This is a genomic window from Burkholderia sp. BCC1998 (assembly GCF_905339875.1).
GTDB lineage: Bacteria > Pseudomonadota > Gammaproteobacteria > Burkholderiales > Burkholderiaceae > Burkholderia.
Genome location: NZ_CAJPHE010000030.1, coordinates 54,097 through 75,016, shown reverse-complemented (window position 1 = coordinate 75,016; position 20,920 = coordinate 54,097). Strand labels below are relative to the sequence as shown.

The following is a 20,920-nucleotide window of genomic DNA, read 5'->3' as shown; positions in this document are numbered from 1 at the left end:
GTATCACGAAATGATGTTCAACTCTTGGTACAAGAATGGTCCGAAGAACGCACATGACCTGCGGTGGAATTTTGTAGCCAATCAGGCAGTGAGTTGTCGATATTATCGGAATCCAGCTAGCCTCGACGACCCGTGGCGGGAGGTTGATAGCGATGCGCGCTATGAGGCCGACGCTCGCTGTAGAACTGCCTCCAGCGTTCAATGAGCACCACCCTGGCCTCCGCACGGCTGCGGAACCATTCCGGGTTCAGCAATTTGTCACGCAGCATGCCGTTAAAGCTCTCGACGAACCCATTTTGCCACGGACCTCCGGGCGCAATGAAGGCCGGACCGATTTCGCCTTTCATAGCCAGCGCATGACCTTGACAGCAGTAAATTCAGCGCCGTCGCCAGACCGGACGAATGCGAGCTTGCCATACAGCCGCATCAGTCGCGAAAACGTCAGGATCGCACCCTGCGACCGCAAGCTGACGCCGACTTCGATCGTCAGGCACTCGCGGGTGTGTTCATCGATCACGCAAAGCATCCTCAACGCTTGCCCGTCCACCTGGTCGTGCACAAAGTCGTAGCTCCATACCGAGTAAAGTTGTGTCGCACCGGGCAGGCGAATATCGTTGCCGCAACGACGACGGCGAGGCCGCCGCCGCGGAATGTTGAGCTGCATGGCTCGCCACATTCGCCGCACACGCGATGCACTCAGCGCCAGCCAGGCCGAGATCCGCCGGTAGCCGAAGTGTGGCACTTCCTGAGCGGCTGCCATTCAGTCGCTGACCCAGGCTCCGATCCTTCTCCGGTTGCTTGAGTGGATAGGTGGCCACCCGGCGACTCGGCCCCAGATAACAACATGCGCCTTGCGTTGCGAGAGACCCCGCCGAATCAGGACTTCCAGCGCTTCGCGCCAACCCATTGGGGTGCTCAATCTTTTCGGCTGAATTCCTTCAAGTCGTCGAAAACCAGAAATTGATCGGCAATCAGGCGCTGGAGCTGCTCGTTCTCCGATTCCAGATCCTCGAGCCGACGGGCGTCGGCCACATCCATGCCACCAAACTTGTTGTGCCAACGATAGAACGTCTGTTCCGAAGTGTTGTGGCGCTTGCACAGATCATTCATCGGTTCGTCTCGGCTCTCGGCCTCGCGCAAGATTCGAATGACCTGCTCGTCGGTAAATCGCTTCTTCATCGAGTTCTCCTTGCCTCTAGGATAAAAGAGAACTCGCTCGACAAATGGCTGCAAGAATCCCCGCAGGTCATACATCCGCAACGCTGAACTTCCTCAGCCGGGTTCAGCTCCGGGAAAACGGGAAGGCCGGAAGGCCGCTCCATTTTCCATCCGACAAGTGACGATCACTGCCGCGACCTGCACGACAGCGCACTGGCTTTGGGCACCATTGCGAAAAGTAATTTTCGACAATCAGACTACAGATTGTTAGCAATTTTTTAGTGCACAACCACGCAAATTTGGTGCTAACACGCTATCTTTTTGCACCTTTTCCGCCCATTCCTGGTGCTAAAACACTTTATTCGCGAAAGTCGTCACGATGATTGTTGACAATATTTTTGTCAAAGTTATGATGCATCGCCAATGATGTTCTTCGTTTGCGATTGATGTCAGATCAAGGTCGACGCACGTCGACCTCGAATGTCTCGCATATCTTCACGCTCTACCCTCCTGGTTTCTCGTTTTAGTATTTGTCTTAGGATTCCGAAGTTTTTTGTTCATGCACGTGTTCGTGCTCATACGCTTTTTACTTCATCCGATTCAACTCGGCATGCTCGTTGTACCATCTGGAGACCGCGCCATGGCTGACTTAACCACTGCTTCAGTTCCTAAATCAGATCACGGGTCCGACCCACGATCCCGTTATAGCGATCGCCTATACAACGAGGATCTCGCCCCGCTCACCGATCAACATTGGGGGGCCTACAACATCTTCGCGTTCTGGATGTCCGACGTGCATAGCGTGGGCGGATATGTGTTCGCGGGCAGTCTTTTCGCACTTGGACTCGCCAGCTGGCAAGTGCTCGTTTCGCTTGTGATCGGCATCGTGATCGTCAACCTCTTCAGCAATCTGATCGCGAAATCGAGTCAGCGCCACGGCGTGCCCTATCCGGTGATCTGCCGTGCGACGTTTGGCGTGCTCGGTGCAAATGTGCCCGCCGTAATTCGCGGGCTAATCGCAGTCGCGTGGTACGGAATTCAGACCTACCTCGCATCGAGCGCGTTTGTGATCGTTGTCCTCAAATTCGTCCCTGCACTGATGCCGTACGCGGAGGTTCATCAGCACGGCTGGCTTGGGCTATCAGTCCTTGGATGGAGTTCGTTCATGCTGCTGTGGGTGCTCCAGGCATTCGTGTTCTGGAGCGGAATGGAGACGATCAAGAAATTCATCGACTTCGCCGGGCCGGCCGTCTACGTCGTCATGTTTGTTCTTGCCGGCTATATGGTGTCTCGCGCTGGGATTCGGAACGTTGCGTTGAATCTAGGCGAGGTGAAATTTACCGGCTGGTCCAGCGTTCCAGTAATGATCACCGCGATCTCGCTCGTCGTGTCGTACTTCTCCGGCCCGATGCTGAACTTCGGTGACTTCTCGCGCTACTGCAAGTCGTTCGCCGCTGTGAAACGAGGCAACTTCTGGGGGTTACCGGTCAATTTTCTTGCATTCTCGCTCGTCACGGTGATCACGACATCCGCGACACTGCCGGTGTTCGGCCAGTTGATAACGGACCCGGTCGAGACCGTCGGTCGTATCGACCAACCGTTCGCTGTCGTGCTCGGCGCACTTACGTTCATGATCGCCACGATCGGCATCAACATCGTTGCGAACTTCGTGTCGCCTGCATTTGATTTCTCGAACGTTGCGCCAAAGCTCATCAGTTGGCGTGTCGGTGGAATGATCGCAGCCGTCGCGTCGGTTTTCATTACGCCATGGAATCTGTTCAATAACCCCGCCGTGATCCATTACACGCTCGACGTGCTTGGCAGCTTCATCGGTCCGCTGTATGGCGTGCTGCTCGTAGATTACTTCATCGTAAAGCGCCAGAAAGTAACAACTGACGACCTGTACTCGATGTCGGAGCACGGCGCGTACTGGTACAGCAGCGGCGTGAACCGCACCGCGATCTTCGCATTGATCCCGGCCGCAGCAATAGCGGTTGCATGCGTCCTCGTGCCGTCTCTGAAGGGCCTTGCGAATTTCTCATGGTTTGTTGGTGCCGGCCTCGGTGCTCTGTTCTACGCATTAGCTTCGCGCCGTGCGTAATCGCATGGAACATGTTCCTCAAGGAAATCAAATCTTCATTATGATGAAAACATCTACTTTCGGCTTTGTCGGCGCAACGGCGCTCAGCTTGATGGCCGGCTCGGCCAACGCGCAATCGTCTGTTACGGCATATGGGATGATCGACACCGGCTTTGCGTACGCCAACCACATCGGCAATGGCAGCCAGACCGTATTCAAAGCGCAGGACAGCATCCTAGGCGTCTCGACGTTCGGCATGAAGGGTTCGGAGGATCTCGGCGGAGGACTGCGTGCGATCTTCAATCTGCAGATGGGTTTCAATCCATCGACCGGGCGCATGGACAATCCAAACGCGGGCACGTTCGACCGTAACGCCTACGTCGGGTTCGATAGTCCATCCGGCACGCTGACCTTCGGACACCAATGGAACCTGAACGACGATTGGCTCGTGGGCAGCGTATTTGGCGCCGGCTACAACTCAGGCGCACCATTCAAGCTCCACGAATTCGATGCGATCAGTGAGTACTACAACAACGCCGTGAAATATGTTTCGCCGACATTCGGCGGTCTGCAGGTAGCAGGCTTCTATTCATTCGGCGGGTTCGCAGGCGACTTCACCCGCGGTTCTGTCGTCAACGTCGGCGCGCGCTATACAACGGGCCCACTGTACGTTGCAGCAACCTACGACCAGGAAAATACATCATCAGCCAGTGGCGGCAAATACAAGCTTGCGACGGCCGGCATTCGCTACGACTTCGGTCCCGTCCGAGCGCGTCTGGGCTATGCGCACGCCAACATCACGGGCCCGGGCACATTTCAGTCCATCCCGAGTCAACCTGCGCAGAACGCGAACGTCTACGAGGCGGGAATCGACTTCGTCGCGATCCCGACGGTCATACTCTCCGGTGACTATCTATATAAGCAGAACACCACGGCGCACAACCATACCTCTGAATACCGGCTCCTGGCGACCTATTCACTATCGAAACGCACGTCACTGATCGCAAACGTTGCGTTTTTGTCGAACTCTGGTGGCGCAACAGAGGCAATGTACAATGTCGACACGCCGCTGCCAGGCACGTACGGTGGTTTGCCAAACTCAACGCAGACCGCATTAACTGTCGGTGTGCGACATGCCTTCTAGTGCGCCAACGTAGGAGCTAGCCGAAGGCGAAAATCCTTGAAAATGGATACGTTGCCGTTCTTGATGTCGAAATTGCCAAACAAATGCATCGACCAAGAGCGCAACGTCCACAATCGCATGAACTTCACTACTGTCGGCACATACGACGGCTACCCGCGGAACCATCAGAGTTCACTTTGACCTGCTTGATTTCCTCGGGCCACTTCCATCTTGGAGCTTCGCTGCCGGGCTTACGAGTCCAGCAAGTGCTTGATCGACTCAAGGAGATGCAAGGCTTGCCTATATCCGTCATCTTGGACAACCGACCGGAGTTCGCCGGTAAGGTGCTGGCTGCGAAGCAGGCGCCAGGCTGTCATTCATTCGGCCTGGTATGTCGGTGGAGAATACCTACATCGAGAGCATCAACGGGCGGTTCCACGATGATTGCCTGAACGAGCATCTGTTCGCGTCAACGCGCCACGTCATGCGTCCAATTGAGAAATGGCGAGGTCGAGTACACACCGAACGACTTCATAGTTCGCTCGGCGATCTGACGCCCGCGCAGTTTGCCCGGGCGCACGATGCAACGCAGCGGTTTTTAACCTCGGACTCTATCTGCAATCCAGACTAAAATCAGGGGTTGGCAAAATCGCATCAGTATAGATAGATGGGGTAATCTTCAACTCGTTCTCCTATGCGATCTGTACTGGGTCATGCATGCCCTTGGCAGCCCTTCTGGCGAGCTGGGAGTCTCTCCCGATTGCTTCCATTGTCTCGACGAGCTCACGCATCTTCTTCTGGTTTGTTCCCAGCATGCGGATCGCCGCCGCCTGCTCGGGGGGCATGAATACTTCCACCGACTTTTTCCTAATCGCAGTAAAAAGTGTTTTTGCCACAAAATCAGGAGTTACAGCGTCAGCGACAAACGCTAGCGAAGCGGCATCATCGCTAGCTTCTTGCTCGAGCATTGGTGTTTCTGTAGCGGTCGGATGCAGGATGGTGAAATCAATCGGACTATTTCTCTCTTCTAAAGCGACCGCATGGTGAAATGCCCTTAGGGCATGTTTTGAAGCACCGTAGCTTGCTATTCCCGGGAACGGCAGAAACGATGTCATGCTACATACGGTCACGATATGTCCGCGGCCTTGCTTTTTGAAGTAGTTGATGCCGGCGAGGATTCCTTTCAAGGGCCCCATGAAATTGATATCAATCGTACGTTGATGATCCTCGAGCGGTACATCTCGAGCGAATCCTGTGCAAACGATGGCCGCATTGTTGATGAGTATGTCTATTGGGCCGAAGCGCTGCGTCGTCTCCTCAAGTGCCAGGCTCCACTGTTCCGGCGAACGAATATCAAGCTCCAATGCTGCAGCACGTTCGCCGAGGGAGGCAGCAACACTACGGGCACCGTTGATATTGATGTCGGCAAGCATCACGCTGTGGCCAAGCTCTACGGCCAATCGTGCGCTCGCGGCACCGATACCGCTCGCGGCACCAGTTAATAGAATAACCTGGGATCGTTGATTTTTTTTTGAGGTCATTGTTACTCCATTTTTAGAAGGATGTATGGAATTCATTGGTTGCCGAAAATACGATCACGACGCTGGACTACCGAAGCGGTAACACGGCACGCCAAGCACGTCGACTTCACACGACATAAGGGTGCCCTCCTGGCGACCTTCGTCAAGATCAGCGGCAAGCGAGGTGACGAACAAGGTATTACCGCGTTGCCCACCAATGCAAGGCATCGTAATGCCAGCTACCGGCAATTGAAAACTTCGCAATAATTTCCCGTCGGGGGAAATCTGATTTACTCGTCCTTTGAAGATGCCTGCGCTCCAGTAATTACCATCCGCATCGACCGTAGCCCCGTCTGGCCAACCGAATTTCTCATGATCCAGCGTTACAAAATCACGTTCGTTAGAGATAGAACCAGTCGCCTTATCAAAATCGAACGCTTTTACTGTTGGACTTAATCCGTCTGCGTGATACATAGTCTTTCCATCAGGGCTCCACGCTAGTCCGTTCGAAATGAATAGACCATCCTTCACACGAAAAGATTCACCTGTTGGTGTAATGCGGTAAAGCGCACCAGAGATGTTGCTGCTGTTTTCGTCCATGCTTCCCACCCAGAAGCATCCATCTGGACCAACTTTCCCATCATTGAGTTGATTACCGGGTCGATCTTCTTCCGGATCAACTAGAAACTGAAAATCACCTGTTGTTGGTTCGAAGAAGTGAATCCCCGTCTTGACTGCAACAATGAGTCGACCATCGGTTACCAGACCGAGACTCCCGACACGTTCCGGCATCGGATACGCAGCAACTTTTCCTGTAACTGGATCAAACGAATGAACCGCTCGACCATTGATGTCGACAAACCATAGAACTGCCCTGCCGTCATCCCATAGCGGACTTTCGGCAATTTCAAACGGAATTTCAGTACAAATGGCGACTGACGGTTCAATCACGTTCATGATGCATTTCCCGATTATAAAAATTCTAATTCAAGATGACATCGGTTGCGATGTCGTACTTTCCGCGTGTCGGCTTGCCCCTCTCAATGCTGACCAAACAAATGGAAATGCCACAGTTATCCCGATACACAACAGGATTGCAAACTGCTGACTACCGAAATAATCGAACAGTCCGCCGGCCAAGGCGGTACCCGCGCCAGCACCAATAAATGTGATGACGACTGTTCGGGACACCAGCGAACCGTCCGGATCGATTTCCGACAGCAAACCCGTTAGGAACGGAATAACGACGAACAGCGAGCAGTTGAGTACAAGCTGACTAAAGAAGTATGAAGAGCTACTTGTCGATGAGAAGAATCCGATGATGGATCCGATCATGGCAATCTGCGCCAGCCAAATTATCTTCAGGCGATGCGCATGCACTGCACGCTGTGATGGGACAATTGCCCCTGCAAAACCGAGCAAAGAAGAAACGGAAAGTAGAACTCCGATAGTCGACGGGGACAGCCCGGCATGCGCACCGACAACCCCGGCCACCGCCCATTGCGAGGCCTGGATGCCGTAGATGAGAACTGTTACCAGCCATATCGAAAAGACGAGCCTCTTCGGCAAGTCCACCGGCTTTTGCTTGGTGGCGCGGCTATTCCCGATGGATGCGTATTGGCCAGCCTTTGCGATAGCTGGTGTCATGATCACGATCAGCGCTGCAAGCATCAGAAACAACCAGTGGCCTATCCACCGCTCCGGTAGCAGTGAGGCCGCGACAAGCACGGTGCCGTTGACTCCGCCTGCAATGAGGTTCAATAGCCCCCAAAGACGATCCGCCGATCTTCTATGTGAGATGCCAGATGCAACGACCACGAAAAGGATCCCTTCAAAGACTCCTGCGACTCCTCGTGCGACGCTTATTGCCATTGCCGTCGGCGCCAGAGCACTCAATATCTGTGCGACAATAGCGCCAATAAGACCGACGACTGTCAGAGCGTTCGCAGCGCGTGCAATCCACCTGGGTAACAAGGCGCAGCTGAGCGCAACCCCGAGGATCTCCAGACTAGCGATTCCGGTTGCCGTCCCTTCGTCAAGACGAAAACGAGCCATGATCGCTGTCACGAGGAAGGGTGTGAGAACCAACCCGTTCGTTGCTGTGCTATACGCCAGCGCAAGCCGGCATACCGCCCCTCCCCTCAGTTCCGGCCTTAGCATATCGTCCGCAGGCATCGTAGATCCGCTCATCACGCAATCCTTCCTTGTGGATGTTAAAAAAATAGAATGTTTAATCGAATAAATTATTTCCCGAGGAATATCCGCGATATAAATCGCGTCATTCGACCATATGGCGCTGCAACGCGGTGAGACATGTTGAATCGGCTCATAGTCATCACGCCACGTGCATGCGAGAAGCGGATGAACCCATCGCGCCCGTGATAGGAACCTATACCGCTTTCCCCAACGCCACCAAATGGAAGATCTTCCTGCGTAGCGTGCAACATGGTCCCATTGATCGTTACCCCGCCTGATTGTGTTTGATCGAGCAATGCCTTAACGTTGGACGAGCTATTGGAAAAGCAATAAAGCGCGAGCGGCTTTGGTCGCTTATTGATGAATTCGATAGCGTCGTCGAGCGTGTCATAGGCGACGATCGGCAAGATCGGCCCAAAAATCTCTTCCCGCATAATCGGGGCATCGAGAGACATGCCACTGACTATAGTTGGTACGATCTTTCGTTCTCTAGCAGAGTCTGGATCATGGAGCTGACGAACTGTTGCACCTGCCGACCGCACTTCCTCTATCATTCCCATCAATCGCTGATAATGTCGCTCGGAGATGATTGATGTGTAGTCACGATTGCCAGTCACCGTCGGATATAGTGCGCTCGCAGCGTCGAGGAATAAATCGGAAAATCGTGCCTGCATTTCTCGGGGAACCAGTGCATAGTCAGGAGCGACGCAGGTCTGCCCCGCATTAAATAGCTTTCCGATTGCCACGATACGTGCGATTTTTTCGAGTGAATAGTCACGACATACAACTACCGGGGATTTCCCGCCTAGCTCCAGCGTAACCGGCGTGAGGTTCGGCGCTGCAGCAGTCATGACTTCTCTGCCAATACGCGTGGATCCGGTAAATAGCAGATGATCGAAAGGTAAAGCGCAGAACGCCGTCGCAACATCTGGACCGCCCGTTACAACTTGAACAAGATCTGAAGGAAACGTCGCTTGTACGAGCGATTTCAGCAACTCCGAGGTCCGCGGAGTCAATTCCGAGGGTTTTATCATGACTCGGTTGCCTGCAGCCAGCGCTTCAGCGAGTGGTACCAATGTAAGGGTCAACGGATAATTCCAAGGGGCGATGATGCCGACGACACCGAGCGGTTGATAAACGATATTGGCTCGCGCGGGCCTGAAAGCCATCCCAACCTGACGCTTCTGAGGCCGCATCCACGATTTGAGATGTTTCCGCGCGTTCTTAATCGCATTGAACACAGGCATCAACTCGCCCAACTCCGTCTCCTCTTTCGCCCGATTTCCGAAATCGTCCGAGATAGCGTGAATGAACTCTTGTCGATGCGTCTTCACCATACCGGCGAGCGCGGCGAGCGATGTCATTCGTTGGTGATAGGTCGGCACGCCGCTACGCGCGGCGGCCATTCTCTGGTGATTGAGTATCATTCGGAGGCCGATCAGTGGATCGCCGGGGGGAGCAGTCAAGCCAAGCGGTGCGTTCAAACGTCATTCTCCGGTGGTCAATGATTAGCCCAGTTCGACCGACGATCCAAGCCGAACAGGGAGCGCAAATAAGGTGTTAGGAAAACCCCTGCGGGATCCATACGTTCGCGTAACGATAGGAAGTCGTCCCACCTGGGATACAGTTTTTTCAGTTCCTTTGCGTCCAGCGAATGCACCTTGCCCCAATGCGGTCGACCACCATAGCTTAAGCAGATTGCCTGCACCCCGTCAAAGTAACACTCGTCGGGCATTCCGCGATACTGGTGAACGGAGATATGCATACTGTCTCGTTCAAAATCCGGACTTAGCCAGATGTCGTCCCTTTGGACCCAACGGACCTCGATAGGAAACATCAAGGGAAATTTCTTTCTTGAAATAAACGCCTTGATTTCGCGAAGCGCATCGGCTCCGTGCCGCGCCGGTAGCGCCCACTCCATCTCATTGAAACGAACCTTGCGCGATGCAGAAAGTACTTGGTGGCTCGCCGCGATGTGTTCGTCGGATCGGATCAGCGAAGCGCAAATACGGCTAATCTGTGGGCATAGCGCAGGCAGCCAACTCCCGAACCTACACAACAATCCGAACACTGTATTCTCGAGAATTTCCTCGGCTACAAAGCGTCGCCAGTTTTTGGTCGAAGGGGCATCCTGCGTAACATCCCAGCTCTTCGTGAGAACCGTTTCGGTATGAGGTAGCCAGTAAAACTCAAAGCAGCGATGGGCCCCAATAATGGTCTGCGCTTGATCCAGACATTGCTCTAACGGCATGCGGCCGCGCTGCAGTCTTAGCCTAAATGAAGGCACAACATTCAGATCGACTTCTGTCAGAATGCCGAGGGCGCCTAAAGCGATTCGTCCACCATTGAACAAATCTGGATTTTCTGACTTGCTTGCAATAATCTGTTTTCCGTCTGCTTTCATGAGCGTGAACCCGGCAACCTGGGTAGCCAGATTTCCGAGCGTTATTCCCGTACCATGAGTGCCGGTATTGATCGCGCCAGCGACGGATTGGATATTGATGTCCCCGAGGTTCTCCATCGCAAGGTTCTTGGCAAAAAGCGCCTCTCCAAGCGTCGCTAATCTGGTCCCGGCTTGAACCCGAACGCGTCGCCGCCTGACATCGATATCAACAATTCCTTGAAGCCGATCAAGCGAAACAATCGTGCCCTCCGTGCATACCAGCGGGGAGAATGAGTGGCCCGCACCGACCGCACGAACAGGCCGATGGTATGCTTCCCCATTGACAAGCGCGTTCGCCATTTCGGCGCACGATGCAGGGGTCAAGAGGGTTGCGTGGGGAGAACTCAGGTAACCGGACCAGTTGCGCCACATAGTCAGCTCCCAGCTTAGTGGTATCAGAGGAAACTCTTGCCCGAGCCTCGGTAAGTCGATACCCGGTCAACGACCTCACCGTTCTGGATAAGGAGCAACTCGTTAAAGCGTTCGCACAGCTCCCCTGCCTTAGCATGTCGAAAAATCATCGGATCCCCCACACGTATCGCGACGTTGGCAGGATGCCGAACCGGAGTTTGGACTTCGCCGGCAGCTTCGTTGTCAATCAAGGAACAGTTCGCAGGCAACCACGGCTGTGGCAATCGGCTCTTGCCAGCTGGTCCAGAAGCGATATAACCACCGCCAGCACACGTAACAACTCCGGCTTTCGGAACACGCGTCACAGGCAATGCAAAGCCAGCCGCCGGCTTGACGCAGAAAGCTGAATAGTGATCAAACAAAGTCGGCCCATAGAGTCCCGAACCTGCTGCAAGTTCAGTAACGGACGCGTCAGCTCGAGTGGTTTCCAGACTGCCGGTCCCCCCCCCATTTACAAAGCGCAGCGGATGCCCCGCTGCAGCCAATGCTTGAACAACATTCTGGCGACGCTGCGTAACCTCGATGTTTGACTTGCGCTTCAGGATGCGGATTATGTTGCTGCGCAGTCGCTCGCCCGGTACCGCATCCATCAGACCCGCAATTTGCCCCTCATAGCCCATCAGTCCATCTAGCCGCACTCCAGCTAGACATGCAATGGCGCGCGCGACTTCTATTGCGCTTTGTACACCTCTAATGGGTGATCGATGTACACCAAAATAGATGCCTGGAAACGATGATGACATGTCAAGATCGATTGCCAGAGGGAAAACGACATTCTCGACCGCAGCGATTTCATTGATGGCCGCCACCTGCGCGGCGTCATCCACCATCAAGGTAATCGAGCACCCCTCGCGCAGCCGTACTGCGACGGCAAGAAGGTCTTCCTTTTCGACAGTTGGGTAAGCAACCACGATGTCGTCGAGACCTTCGCCTGCCAACCACGCTGCCTCTGCAGCCGAATAGCACAGCAAACCACGAAAAAACGGTGCTGTGCTCAAGATCCTTCGGATGACCGGCAACGAGCGGACCGATTTTGTTACCAGTCGGATGGGAATGCCGCCGGCACGCGCGCCCAAGCCGATCAGATTTGCATCAAAGCTGTCAAGATCGACAAACGCTGCTGGCAACCGATGACCATCAAGCGCATTTTTGTAGTACGTATAGCTTCGCACCGCATCGCCGGTGCCAGCAGGAACGTGCATCTGGTTCATATCAAAATTTGCAGTACGGAGATCGTGACGGTCTAAGGGTGAGCACCGCAGCGGCACTCTACGAAGACACCTACTGACCTGAAGGCTACACACCGCAAAATCTGCGACCAATGTTGAAGATGGACTTTCTGATGGTCAATTCCGGCCACCAACACCAATCATCACCGATGGCCGTATCGGACCCGAAATAGGTCACAGGCAACATCGTTTGCGCTGGTGGGAACACGATAAGGTGCGACTGGTCGTGTGCGTCCGAATTTGGTTAATTCGATGGAGTATTCATGGAATATGCATTGGTTACCGGCGCGTCAGGCGGGATAGGCGCTGAGCTCGCGAGCTTGTTTGCCCGTAATGGAATCGGCCTGATCCTCTGCTCTAGCCCGCGGAGTCGCGACACGCTGGAGAGAAATGCCACATATCTCCGGGAAAAATTCAAGGTAAACGCTTATCCGATCACGGAAGATCTCGCGATTCCCGGCGCTGCAGAACGCCTTGGGGCACAGGTTGACATGCTCGGCCTTCACGTCGAATTCCTGGTGAACAATGCAGGTGCGGGGATAGTTGGGCTCGCCTTCCAGAATTACGATGCGGCGCAAATGGTCGCCATGTTGCAATTGAATGTCGTCACGCTTTCCGAGTTGACGCTGAGATTTGTTCGACCAATGGTCGCGAGAGGACGTGGGCGAATATTGAATCTGAGTTCATCTGCGGGATACGTTGTTCCCCATGGTCTGGAAGCGGCCTACGCAGCATCAAAGGCCTACGTCATCAGTGTCTCGGAGGCACTGGCTTATGATCTACGCGGTACCGGAGTAACTTGCACTCATGTGGCGCCTGGGCCAACGCGCACGAATTTCTTCGCTGCGGCTGGGCTCGTTGACGAGCGAAGAATGGCGAAGCTAGGTTATAGCGAGCCGGATCAAATGGCCTTGATAGCCTACAAGGCGATGATGGCAGGGCGAACCGCCGTCTTGCCGGGCGCGTCTAACAAATTTGTGACGTGGCTGGCGCGCGTCTCTCCATCAAGACTGGTCACTGGCAAAATCTCTGCCTTTGTCGTATCCCGGGACCTCAAGTAACGGTGAGGCTGGCCCAATTTCCGTCCCGGTCTTAGTTGGAAAATTCCGGCTCTTCAGGGCGAGCCGGATCGGCCCGATCGGTGCACTGGCGGGCGAATTCCGCTGGCGTCATCCACTGCAGCGCAGAGTGAGGACGAGCCTCGTTATAGTACTCGCGCCAGACTTCGATTTTGCGTCTGGCATCTTCCAGCGACAAGAATCAATGTGCGTTGAGGCATTCCTCCCGAAAGCGTCCGTTGAAGGATTCGTTCTTCGCATTGTCGGTCGGCTTGCCAGGGGTAAGCACTCGACCAGCACCGTAGCGTAGATCGTTGACGACGGGAGCGCGATGCTATCGGATAGGCTCGACGCGGGCAGTAGAGGGCAACGACGACGCCACGTTCCACGGTAACAACTCGTCGATGCGGTTGATCGGATGGTCAGCGACGCGCTCGAGCACGTAGGCGAGATACGCCTCGGGATCGAGGCCATTCAGGCGTGCCGTGCCAATCAGGCTATACATCGCGGCGGCACGTTCGCCACCGGAGTCGGCGCCGGCGAACAAGTAATTCCGTCTGCCGAGGGCAACGCCGCGCAGTGCTCGCTCGGCGATCAGGTTGTCGATTTCCGCACGCCCGTCGCTGCAGTAGTAGATGAGCGCCGGCCAGCGATTCAGCGCGTACTGAATCGCCTTGGTCGTGTCGGATTTTGCAGAGAGCGTGGCGAGCGTTGCTTCGAACCAGCGTTTCATGTCGTCGAGCAGCGGTATCGCTCGCGCCTGGCGCACACTGTGTCGCTCATCAGGTGGTTTGCCACGGATCTGCTCCTCGATCTTGTAGAGCGCGCCGATCCGGTGCAGCGCTTCCTCCGTTACCGTATTAGGACGGACGGCATGTAGATCATGGATCTTTCGGCGAGCGTGGGCCATGCAGGCAGCTTCCTGGATGGTGCCGCCGCGATACAGCTCGGCATAGCCGGCAAACGCATCGGCCTGCAGCACGCCCGCGAAGTCTGCAAGATGCTGCTGGGGATGCTCGCCCCGTCGATCGGGCGTGTAGGCGAACCAGACTGCTGCCGGCTCTTCGGAAGCGCTCGGCCGATCATCGCGCACGTAGACCCACAGACGTCCTGTCTTTGTGCGACCGTTGCCGGGCGCCAGCACTGGCAACGGCGTGTCGTCCCCGTGAACCTTGCCGCCGGCTAACGTGTATAGGCGGACGGTGTCGACCAGCGGTGCAAGCAGCGCCGTGATGCTCCCCATCCAATACCCCATCGCACCCGGATCGATCTCGACGCCGTCGCGCGCATACATGACTGCCTGGCGATGCAGCGGGATGTGGTACGCGAACTTCGACACGGCGATGTGCGCGAGCAGCGCCGGACCCGGGATGCCACGATCGATCGGTCGACTCGGTGCCGCGGCCTGCACGATGCGATCGCAGCATGCGCAGGCCAGCTTCGGACGGCGGTGGCGAATCACGCGGAAGTGCGCCCGGACGTATTCGAGCTGTTCCGCGACCCCAGCGGTTTGAGTTGCCCGCCGCAATCGGGGCAGTCATCATCGGCGGGCAGATGGATGCGCTCTTCGCGCTCAAGGTGATCGGGCAACGGCTTGCGGCCGACACCTTCGCGACTCGGCCGTTTCACTGCAGCAGCCGCGGCCATATCGGCCGAGCCTTCATCGACCTGCAGGTCTTCCAGCCGCAATTCAAGCTGTTCGATCTGGCGATCCAGCTTCTCCGATTTTCGGCCGAACTGCATCCGGCGCAGCTTGGCAATCGTCAGCTTCAGATGTTCGATCTCGATCGCGCGCGACGAGAGCTGCTCGCGCAAGCTGGCGACCATCGCCTTCAGCGCTTCAATGTCGTCGGGGAGATCGGTGGGAGCAGCGGACATGCGGTGAGCTTACACGACGCCCCCCACAAGCTCTCCATGCGTAATGAACGTTTACAATGCGCTTCGCGGGCGTACCTCATCGATCGGCTGCCGCCAATCGAAACCTTCGAGCAAGAGCGCGAGCTGAGCGGTCGTCAGCGCAACAACACCGGCATCGGCGCGCGGCCACGCGAAACGTCCTTTCTCGAGGCGCTTCGAGAGCAGGCACAGGCCACCGTCGCACCACCACAAGCACTTCAGCAAGTCGCCGCGCTTACCCCGTAACACGAACACGTGCCCACTGTAGGGATCCTTCTCCAGCACGGTTTGCACCTTCGCGGCCAATGAGTTGAAGCCGGAACGCATGTCCGTGACGCCCGCCGCGATCCAGATTCGCGTGTTCGGCGGGATCACTTTAGACAGTCTCGTAAATACTGCTCGGCGAGCTCCTGCGACACACCGCGGATACGAATACGTCGTTTGCCGACCTCGATCTCGATTTCACAGCCCGGCGGCATCGCCGGGCTCGCCGACACGTCCGGCGTTTGCGGCAGAGCGTGATGTGGGATGTCCTTCGCAGGCAGATCGACCACATCAACCGGTAGCAGCGCGATGTTTGGTACCGACGGTGCAGGTTGCGTATCGAGTAAGCTTCTTCGCCACTGCGCGACCATATTGGCGTTCAAGCCGTGCGCACGCGCTACCTCGGCAATCGAGCGATTCGGATCGTTCGCTTCGGCAGCAACCGCTTCCCGAAACTCCTTCGTGTAGTTCCTCGATCCCGGTCGTCTTCCATGCACCACTGGCTTCATCAATCTGATTCCCATTACATCTGATGGGAATCAGATTGCCGGTGCCGTGCCCTCATGAACAGACGGTACGTGTCGAGCGCTTACTGCCAGGGCGCGAGAAGTCAATCTCCACGCCATTCTCGTACGCCCATTTGTCGAGCGCCTTCGATATGAATTCGCTGCCATTGTCTGCCTTGATATAGCGGGGAAGCGGACGACGCTGTGCAAGCCGGGGCAGTGCGGCGACAACGTGCTCGCCACGCAATGATCCGTCGACCTCTATAGCCAGACATTCGCGCGTGTAGTTGTCCACGATCGTGAGCGTGCGCAAGCGCCGACCATCAAACAGCGCGTCAGCGACAAAATCCATACTCCAGATTTCGTTGATTGCGCTCACTGATTGCTTTGGCTGCCGGCGTCTGGCCGACTTGTTGCGTCGAGGTCGTTTGTGGCGCAACGAAAGCCCCAGTTCGCGGTACACGCGTTCGACGCGCTTATGGTTGTCTCGCCAGCCTTCCCGGCGCAGCATCACGTACACGCGTGGCGCACCGTAATGCACCCGCACTTCCGTGATCTCCTTGATGCGCATCTCCAGCGCGCTTTGATCCCGCGCGACCGACTCGTAACGGTAGACCGTGCGGGACAGCTGCAACAACGCACAGGTCTGTCGCTGGCTTGCACCAAAACGCTGCATCAGGTCCGTGACCAGTTCACGGCGCCGGGAAGGCTTCAGAGCTAATAGGATGGTCCGCCCCTCCCTGAAGGGGGATACTGAAGCCCCCGAAACCGTCGGAGAATGATCATGCGTATCGTTTCTCACAGCTGCGTCAGCCGGCGCAGCTCTGAGGGCGATAGCCCACCGTACTTCGTCCGCCAGTTGTAAAACGTCGCGTCGCTGATCCCCATCTTGCGGCAGACCTCCGCGACCGGCGTGCCCAGCTCGGCCTGCATTTTGTGGGCTAGGGTCACTTCCACGTCCGTGCGTCACAGGTGGCAATCCATGCGCTGCTGAAACCGAAAGCAGCGCACGAGGCACATTCTCAACCCGGATCAACGTTTTCCGCCGGACTAGCGCTGTAGTAGTTGGCGTACTTCTGCCGGCATTGCTCGACGATGTCACTCTCAGGTAGGTCGCTCAGAAACCGCGCAGGCGCCATTCGGGAAAGCTCCATGGAAGATTTACCTGTCACAATCCAGTCGGCAAGCAACTCGCCAAGCACCGGCGAGATAGACAACCCTCCGACATTGCAACCGCCAAGTGCGAACAGACCGTCTACCCCGGGAACAGGACCAAGAATGTGGTCACCATCAACCGTCATTGTTGGTAGCCCACCACGGTACTCTCGGATGGTCGCATCACCAAACACCGGAAACTGATCACATACCGAATCCGCGAGCCGATGCAGCACTACGGGATCGAGAGCTAGATCTTCGACACGCTGTTCAGGCTTCAGGGAGTTTCCATCAAACATGACCGGGTTCGACTCGTAGCCACCAAACATCAGCCCCCCCTTGTCAGGGCGAACGTACACATTGGCATCTAGCACCCGAACCGTCGGCTGTTCATTGGTAACCCCTTCTAATGGAGCCGTCACCATCAACTGATGACGTACAGGTATCGCAGGCAAGTTTGCGCCGGCGAAGGATGCCACAAGACGCAGCCACCCCCCGGCCGCATCAACAACATTCGCGGTGCGAAACTCCCCTCGCGTTGTCACTACCCGCTCAATCCTGCCTCGCTGGACAACAATTTGCTCCACCCTGGTGTCGGGGAAAAGATCTCCGCCTAACCTGTGCGTAGCGCGTGCATAACCACTTGGCAGCTGACCCGGTTCCAGATAGAGATCCGTACGCATGTAGCCGGCAGCCAGAATATCGATGGGCTTCATGAACGGCATTAGCTCGCACGCCGCGGCAACGTCGACGAGGTCAACGTCCAATCCCAGATGCCGCCCGAGCTGTACGCCCGCGCGGATCATAGAGGCGTGCTCTGGCGTTCTTGCCACCGTCAGACTACCAGCCTGGTAATAGACGAGTGGCTCTCCGGTCTCCTGGGTGAAACGGGTCAACTTCTCCACTGATCGAACGGCCAGATGCGTCATCATCTCAGTGCGGCGCACCTGGCCGGTCAAACCGGCCGCTCGCGGTGACGTTTGCGAAGCGATAGCTGCCTTATCGACCAATGCGACGCTGCGTCCTGCTTGGGCAAGGTGAAACGCGACGCTGGCCCCAAGAGCTCCAGAGCCAATTACAACGACATCGTAATGATTGGCTGCCATTTATCGCCCCTGATTTAGACACCGGACGTACGTTGGATGACTGGCAACCATTGCAAGGCAGCCGACGGATCTCCCTTAATCTTGATTTTGCCCTGCATAAAGGCCACTGGGGGATTCAACTTTCCGGCGACAAGATCTTGAAAATCCTTTTGCCCGATGGTGATGGTCGTGTCAGCGTCGGCATCTTCATTGCTCACGCCCGTCCGAGACACAACCACCAAGCCAAGATTCTTGAGATCGATCTTGAGGCTCTTTTCCGGCGTCGGGCCGTTTGCAATCGCGTCCTTAAACTTTTCGGTCACTTCGTCAAGGTATGTCATTTCTAAAACTCCAAGTGGAAATTCAGGAAGTGCAGCACCGGTCACGACCGGTAACTGGGGTCAACGCGCTCGATCTTGCGCAGAAGTGCCGGCCAGATGAACCCGCCACCAAGCCCATCTGTCTGGATGCGCGCAGCCTCTGCAATACCTGACAGAATGCGCGAATCGATGTGTATCAGTTCACCGCCCGCTTGAGCCGAGATCTGAATCTGGCATGCAGTCTCGAACACGTACATCGCGAGGAAGGCGTCGGCTATCGTTCGTCCGACTGTCAGCAATCCATGGTTACGCAGCATCAGATATGAGCCACCTCCAAGATCGTCTTGCAGCCGTGGCTTTTCATCGTCTCGTACGGCGACGCCCTCGTATTCATGGTAGCCGAGTTCTCCTAATACAAACGATGACTGCTGCGAAATCGGCAGCAGCCCACCTTGCTGGGCACTCACCGCCACACCCGCACGGGTATGCGTATGCAACACACATGAGATCTCCTCGCGCGCAGCATGTACGGCGCTGTGAATGACGAATCCCGCACGATTGACCTGAAACGGGGAATCGCTCAGTTTGCTCCCCTCGTGATCGACCAGTATCAGTGACGATGCCGTGATCTCATCGAACAGAAGCCCATATGGATTGATGAGAAAGTGCTTTTCTGGACCAGGCAGCCGCGCGCTGATGTGAGTGAAGACCAGGTCAGACCAACCGTAGGCTGCGACGAGACGATAACAAGCAGCAAGATCACAGCGCATTTGCCATTCTTGCGCGCTCACCTTGCCTTCAAGAGAAGGACCATTCATTCAAGTTCCTCGAGAATTATCGGAGTAGCCCCTTCGAGCCGCGCAACGCGAAACCAGCTTTAGGGTAAGCAGAAGATTACGTTGGGACGGCGCCCAGTGTGGAAGCAAATACGGCCAGTCAGGGGTCCGTCGTGGTCAGCTCACTCTCCCTGCCACCGCTTCAGGTGCCCCATCAGAATTCGATGTCGAATTGGCCGTAATGAACCACTACGTTGGCCGACTCAGCATTGGTGCATCGAAATTTGGATTCTTACCTTCTCGGTCAAGCGCACGCTGCTAGATAGGCTTTGAGCACAAGACAGAGCAGTGAAACTGCGCCTAACTCGTCGGTTTGTGCAACGCCGATGTCAAGCGATTAAAGTACAAGGGAGATGAAATGCTGCGGGAAATCAGCCGACGGTCGAGGTGGTGGATGGTAGTGGGAGTGGCGTCGATGACGTATTGCGGAGCGTCATGGGCGCAAAGCAGCGTTACGCTTTATGGAGTCATCGATGTGGGGCTACGCTACGAAACCCGCGGTGTGTCATATGGGGCAGACGGGTCGGTGCAGTCCACTGGAACAAAGCTCTCGATGGCTAATGGGGGCGGTCTCGCAGAAAGCTACTGGGGAATCAAGGCGCAAGAAGACCTGGGCGCCGGAAATCAGGTCGTGTTCAACATCGAAAGTCACTTTGATCCAGGAAGCGGAGGGATTACGCCAAAGGATTCGACAAACTTCTTCGAGATATCGTATGTTGGACTGCTTTCACCCACGCTTGGCCAACTGACCCTCGGCCGTCAATATAATGTCGCATTCACAGGTGTTACGCTCGCCTATGGATCCAATATGTGGACCGGCGACCAGGATCCCTATGTGAATGTCTTCAAGCCAGAAAACATCCTCTTGGGCGGCTCACGCACGAGCAGCATGATCCAGTACGCTGCGCAGATCGGGGGATTGGTTCTCCTGGCTCAATATGCCCCGGGCGGTCAGGCTGGTCATGGCGCAGCTGGCAGTCAGACCGGTGCCTCGATCGGCTGGATACCTACCGATGGGAAAGTCAAATTCAGTGCGTCGTTCCTCCGCAGCCGAGACGATAATACCAATGCCAAGTTTGATATTTATACTGCTGGCGGATCGTTCACCATCGGAAAATTTACCGTCAATGCCGGCTATATTGAAAACGCCAGGGACAATGACTTCACGTCATTTGGAAATGGTCCGTTTAGCTCAACGGACCTGACTGGACTTGGAATCATCTCCTCAGATCAGATAGCAAATCCGTCAGCTCCTGGTGGCTTTAACAAGAGAAAGATGATCCTCGCTGGACTCACCTATCGCGTCAGCGCCGCCGTCACTGTTGCAGTCAATGGATGGTGGACCCGCCAGACAGGCTACACTACTTCCTTCGACGGTCACGCACAACAGTATCAGATCGTCGCTGGCTATGCGTTATCCAAGCGTGACATGTTGTACGCAGAGCTCGATCGATCGATCTATCATGGTGGACTGATCGGCGCCCAATTGGTAGGGCTGAACGGCCTAGCCCCGACAGCTGGTGCTTCGCAGACGGGGGCAATGTTCGGCTTAAGACACTATTTTTGACAGCGTATCCTTCAATTCGACAGGCCTATGCCACGACAAGGCCTGTCGTTTTCACTGAGAGACTGTGATTTTC

Annotated in this window: 16 protein-coding genes and 5 pseudogenes; 5 read left to right on the top strand and 16 right to left on the bottom strand. The window is 55.7% G+C overall.

The annotated features are described in order from the left end of the window. Positions 1 to 116: 116 nt before the first annotated feature. Positions 117 to 1,179, bottom strand: a pseudogene (locus tag U5A56_RS33480) (IS3 family transposase). 619 nt (positions 1,180 to 1,798) lie between these two features. Here U5A56_RS33480 and U5A56_RS33475 point away from each other — a divergent pair. The 3 genes from U5A56_RS33475 to U5A56_RS37230 all read left to right on the top strand — a co-directional run bounded on the left by U5A56_RS33475 (position 1,799) and on the right by U5A56_RS37230 (position 4,992). Beyond that, a complete protein-coding gene (locus U5A56_RS33475; RefSeq protein ID WP_124522563.1) occupies positions 1,799 to 3,259 on the top strand; it encodes an NCS1 family nucleobase:cation symporter-1 in 1,461 nt (486 codons plus the stop codon). Between the two features lie 4 nt (positions 3,260 to 3,263). After that, positions 3,264 to 4,382, top strand: a complete 1,119-nt coding sequence (locus U5A56_RS33470; protein WP_321926802.1) for a porin — start codon at positions 3,264 to 3,266, stop codon at positions 4,380 to 4,382. A gap of 349 nt (positions 4,383 to 4,731) precedes the next feature. Continuing rightward, the gene (locus U5A56_RS37230) at positions 4,732 to 4,992 is read left to right on the top strand and encodes a transposase (protein ID WP_409364194.1); all 261 of its coding nucleotides are present in this window, start codon (positions 4,732 to 4,734) and stop codon (positions 4,990 to 4,992) included. 61 nt (positions 4,993 to 5,053) lie between these two features. On the opposite strand, the gene U5A56_RS33465 is transcribed toward U5A56_RS37230, so the two are convergent. The 6 genes from U5A56_RS33465 to U5A56_RS33440 are packed head-to-tail and all read right to left on the bottom strand — an operon-like array spanning position 5,054 to position 12,142. After that, positions 5,054 to 5,902: an SDR family NAD(P)-dependent oxidoreductase gene (locus tag U5A56_RS33465; protein WP_124522557.1), complete on the bottom strand. Its 849-nt coding sequence runs from the start codon at positions 5,900 to 5,902 to the stop codon at positions 5,054 to 5,056. 54 nt (positions 5,903 to 5,956) lie between these two features. After that, on the bottom strand, positions 5,957 to 6,838 hold the full coding sequence (locus U5A56_RS33460) for an SMP-30/gluconolactonase/LRE family protein (protein WP_321926800.1): 882 nt from the start codon (positions 6,836 to 6,838) through the stop codon (positions 5,957 to 5,959). Positions 6,839 to 6,868: 30 nt separating this feature from the next. Beyond that, a complete protein-coding gene (locus tag U5A56_RS33455; RefSeq protein ID WP_260427836.1) occupies positions 6,869 to 8,071 on the bottom strand; it encodes an MFS transporter in 1,203 nt (400 codons plus the stop codon). A 53-nt stretch (positions 8,072 to 8,124) separates the two neighbouring features. Further along, positions 8,125 to 9,561, bottom strand: coding sequence for a coniferyl aldehyde dehydrogenase (locus tag U5A56_RS33450; protein ID WP_260427835.1), 1,437 nt, complete (start codon positions 9,559 to 9,561; stop codon positions 8,125 to 8,127). A 17-nt stretch (positions 9,562 to 9,578) separates the two neighbouring features. Beyond that, the gene (locus U5A56_RS33445; protein ID WP_321926798.1) at positions 9,579 to 10,892 is read right to left on the bottom strand and encodes a D-arabinono-1,4-lactone oxidase; all 1,314 of its coding nucleotides are present in this window, start codon (positions 10,890 to 10,892) and stop codon (positions 9,579 to 9,581) included. Between the two features lie 23 nt (positions 10,893 to 10,915). Then, entirely contained in the window at positions 10,916 to 12,142 is a 1,227-nt protein-coding gene (locus U5A56_RS33440) for an amino acid deaminase/aldolase (protein ID WP_124522551.1), read from the bottom strand. A 281-nt stretch (positions 12,143 to 12,423) separates the two neighbouring features. Here U5A56_RS33440 and U5A56_RS33435 point away from each other — a divergent pair, with 281 nt between their 5' ends. After that, complete coding sequence (locus U5A56_RS33435; protein ID WP_124522549.1) at positions 12,424 to 13,221, top strand: SDR family NAD(P)-dependent oxidoreductase; 798 nt, start codon at positions 12,424 to 12,426, stop codon at positions 13,219 to 13,221. A gap of 31 nt (positions 13,222 to 13,252) precedes the next feature. Here U5A56_RS33435 and U5A56_RS33430 read toward each other — a convergent pair. From U5A56_RS33430 to U5A56_RS33395, 9 genes and pseudogenes are all read right to left on the bottom strand, one after another. Beyond that, positions 13,253 to 13,498 (bottom strand): annotated as a pseudogene (locus tag U5A56_RS33430) (integrase core domain-containing protein); the annotation flags it as partial. A gap of 54 nt (positions 13,499 to 13,552) precedes the next feature. Continuing rightward, a pseudogene (tnpC, locus tag U5A56_RS33425) lies at positions 13,553 to 15,096 on the bottom strand (IS66 family transposase). A gap of 51 nt (positions 15,097 to 15,147) precedes the next feature. Further along, a complete protein-coding gene (gene tnpB, locus U5A56_RS33420; RefSeq protein WP_321926795.1) occupies positions 15,148 to 15,489 on the bottom strand; it encodes an IS66 family insertion sequence element accessory protein TnpB in 342 nt (113 codons plus the stop codon). Further along, the gene (tnpA, locus tag U5A56_RS33415; RefSeq protein ID WP_185641349.1) at positions 15,486 to 15,887 is read right to left on the bottom strand and encodes an IS66-like element accessory protein TnpA; all 402 of its coding nucleotides are present in this window, start codon (positions 15,885 to 15,887) and stop codon (positions 15,486 to 15,488) included. The genes tnpB and tnpA overlap by 4 nt, the downstream gene beginning before the upstream one ends. Before the next feature lie 85 nt (positions 15,888 to 15,972). Next, a pseudogene (locus tag U5A56_RS33410) lies at positions 15,973 to 16,605 on the bottom strand (IS3-like element ISBcen15 family transposase); the annotation flags it as partial. 80 nt (positions 16,606 to 16,685) lie between these two features. After that, positions 16,686 to 16,817, bottom strand: a pseudogene (locus U5A56_RS37225) (transposase); the annotation flags it as partial. An 89-nt stretch (positions 16,818 to 16,906) separates the two neighbouring features. Next, a complete protein-coding gene (locus U5A56_RS33405) occupies positions 16,907 to 18,145 on the bottom strand; it encodes an FAD-binding oxidoreductase (protein WP_321926793.1) in 1,239 nt (412 codons plus the stop codon). A gap of 14 nt (positions 18,146 to 18,159) precedes the next feature. Continuing rightward, on the bottom strand, positions 18,160 to 18,465 hold the full coding sequence (locus U5A56_RS33400) for an SCP2 sterol-binding domain-containing protein (protein WP_124522539.1): 306 nt from the start codon (positions 18,463 to 18,465) through the stop codon (positions 18,160 to 18,162). A gap of 41 nt (positions 18,466 to 18,506) precedes the next feature. Continuing rightward, positions 18,507 to 19,262, bottom strand: a complete 756-nt coding sequence (locus U5A56_RS33395) for a class II aldolase/adducin family protein (protein WP_321926790.1) — start codon at positions 19,260 to 19,262, stop codon at positions 18,507 to 18,509. Positions 19,263 to 19,638: 376 nt separating this feature from the next. Here U5A56_RS33395 and U5A56_RS33390 point away from each other — a divergent pair, with 376 nt between their 5' ends. After that, the gene (locus U5A56_RS33390; protein WP_260427834.1) at positions 19,639 to 20,847 is read left to right on the top strand and encodes a porin; all 1,209 of its coding nucleotides are present in this window, start codon (positions 19,639 to 19,641) and stop codon (positions 20,845 to 20,847) included. The last annotated feature ends 73 nt before the right edge of the window (positions 20,848 to 20,920 follow it).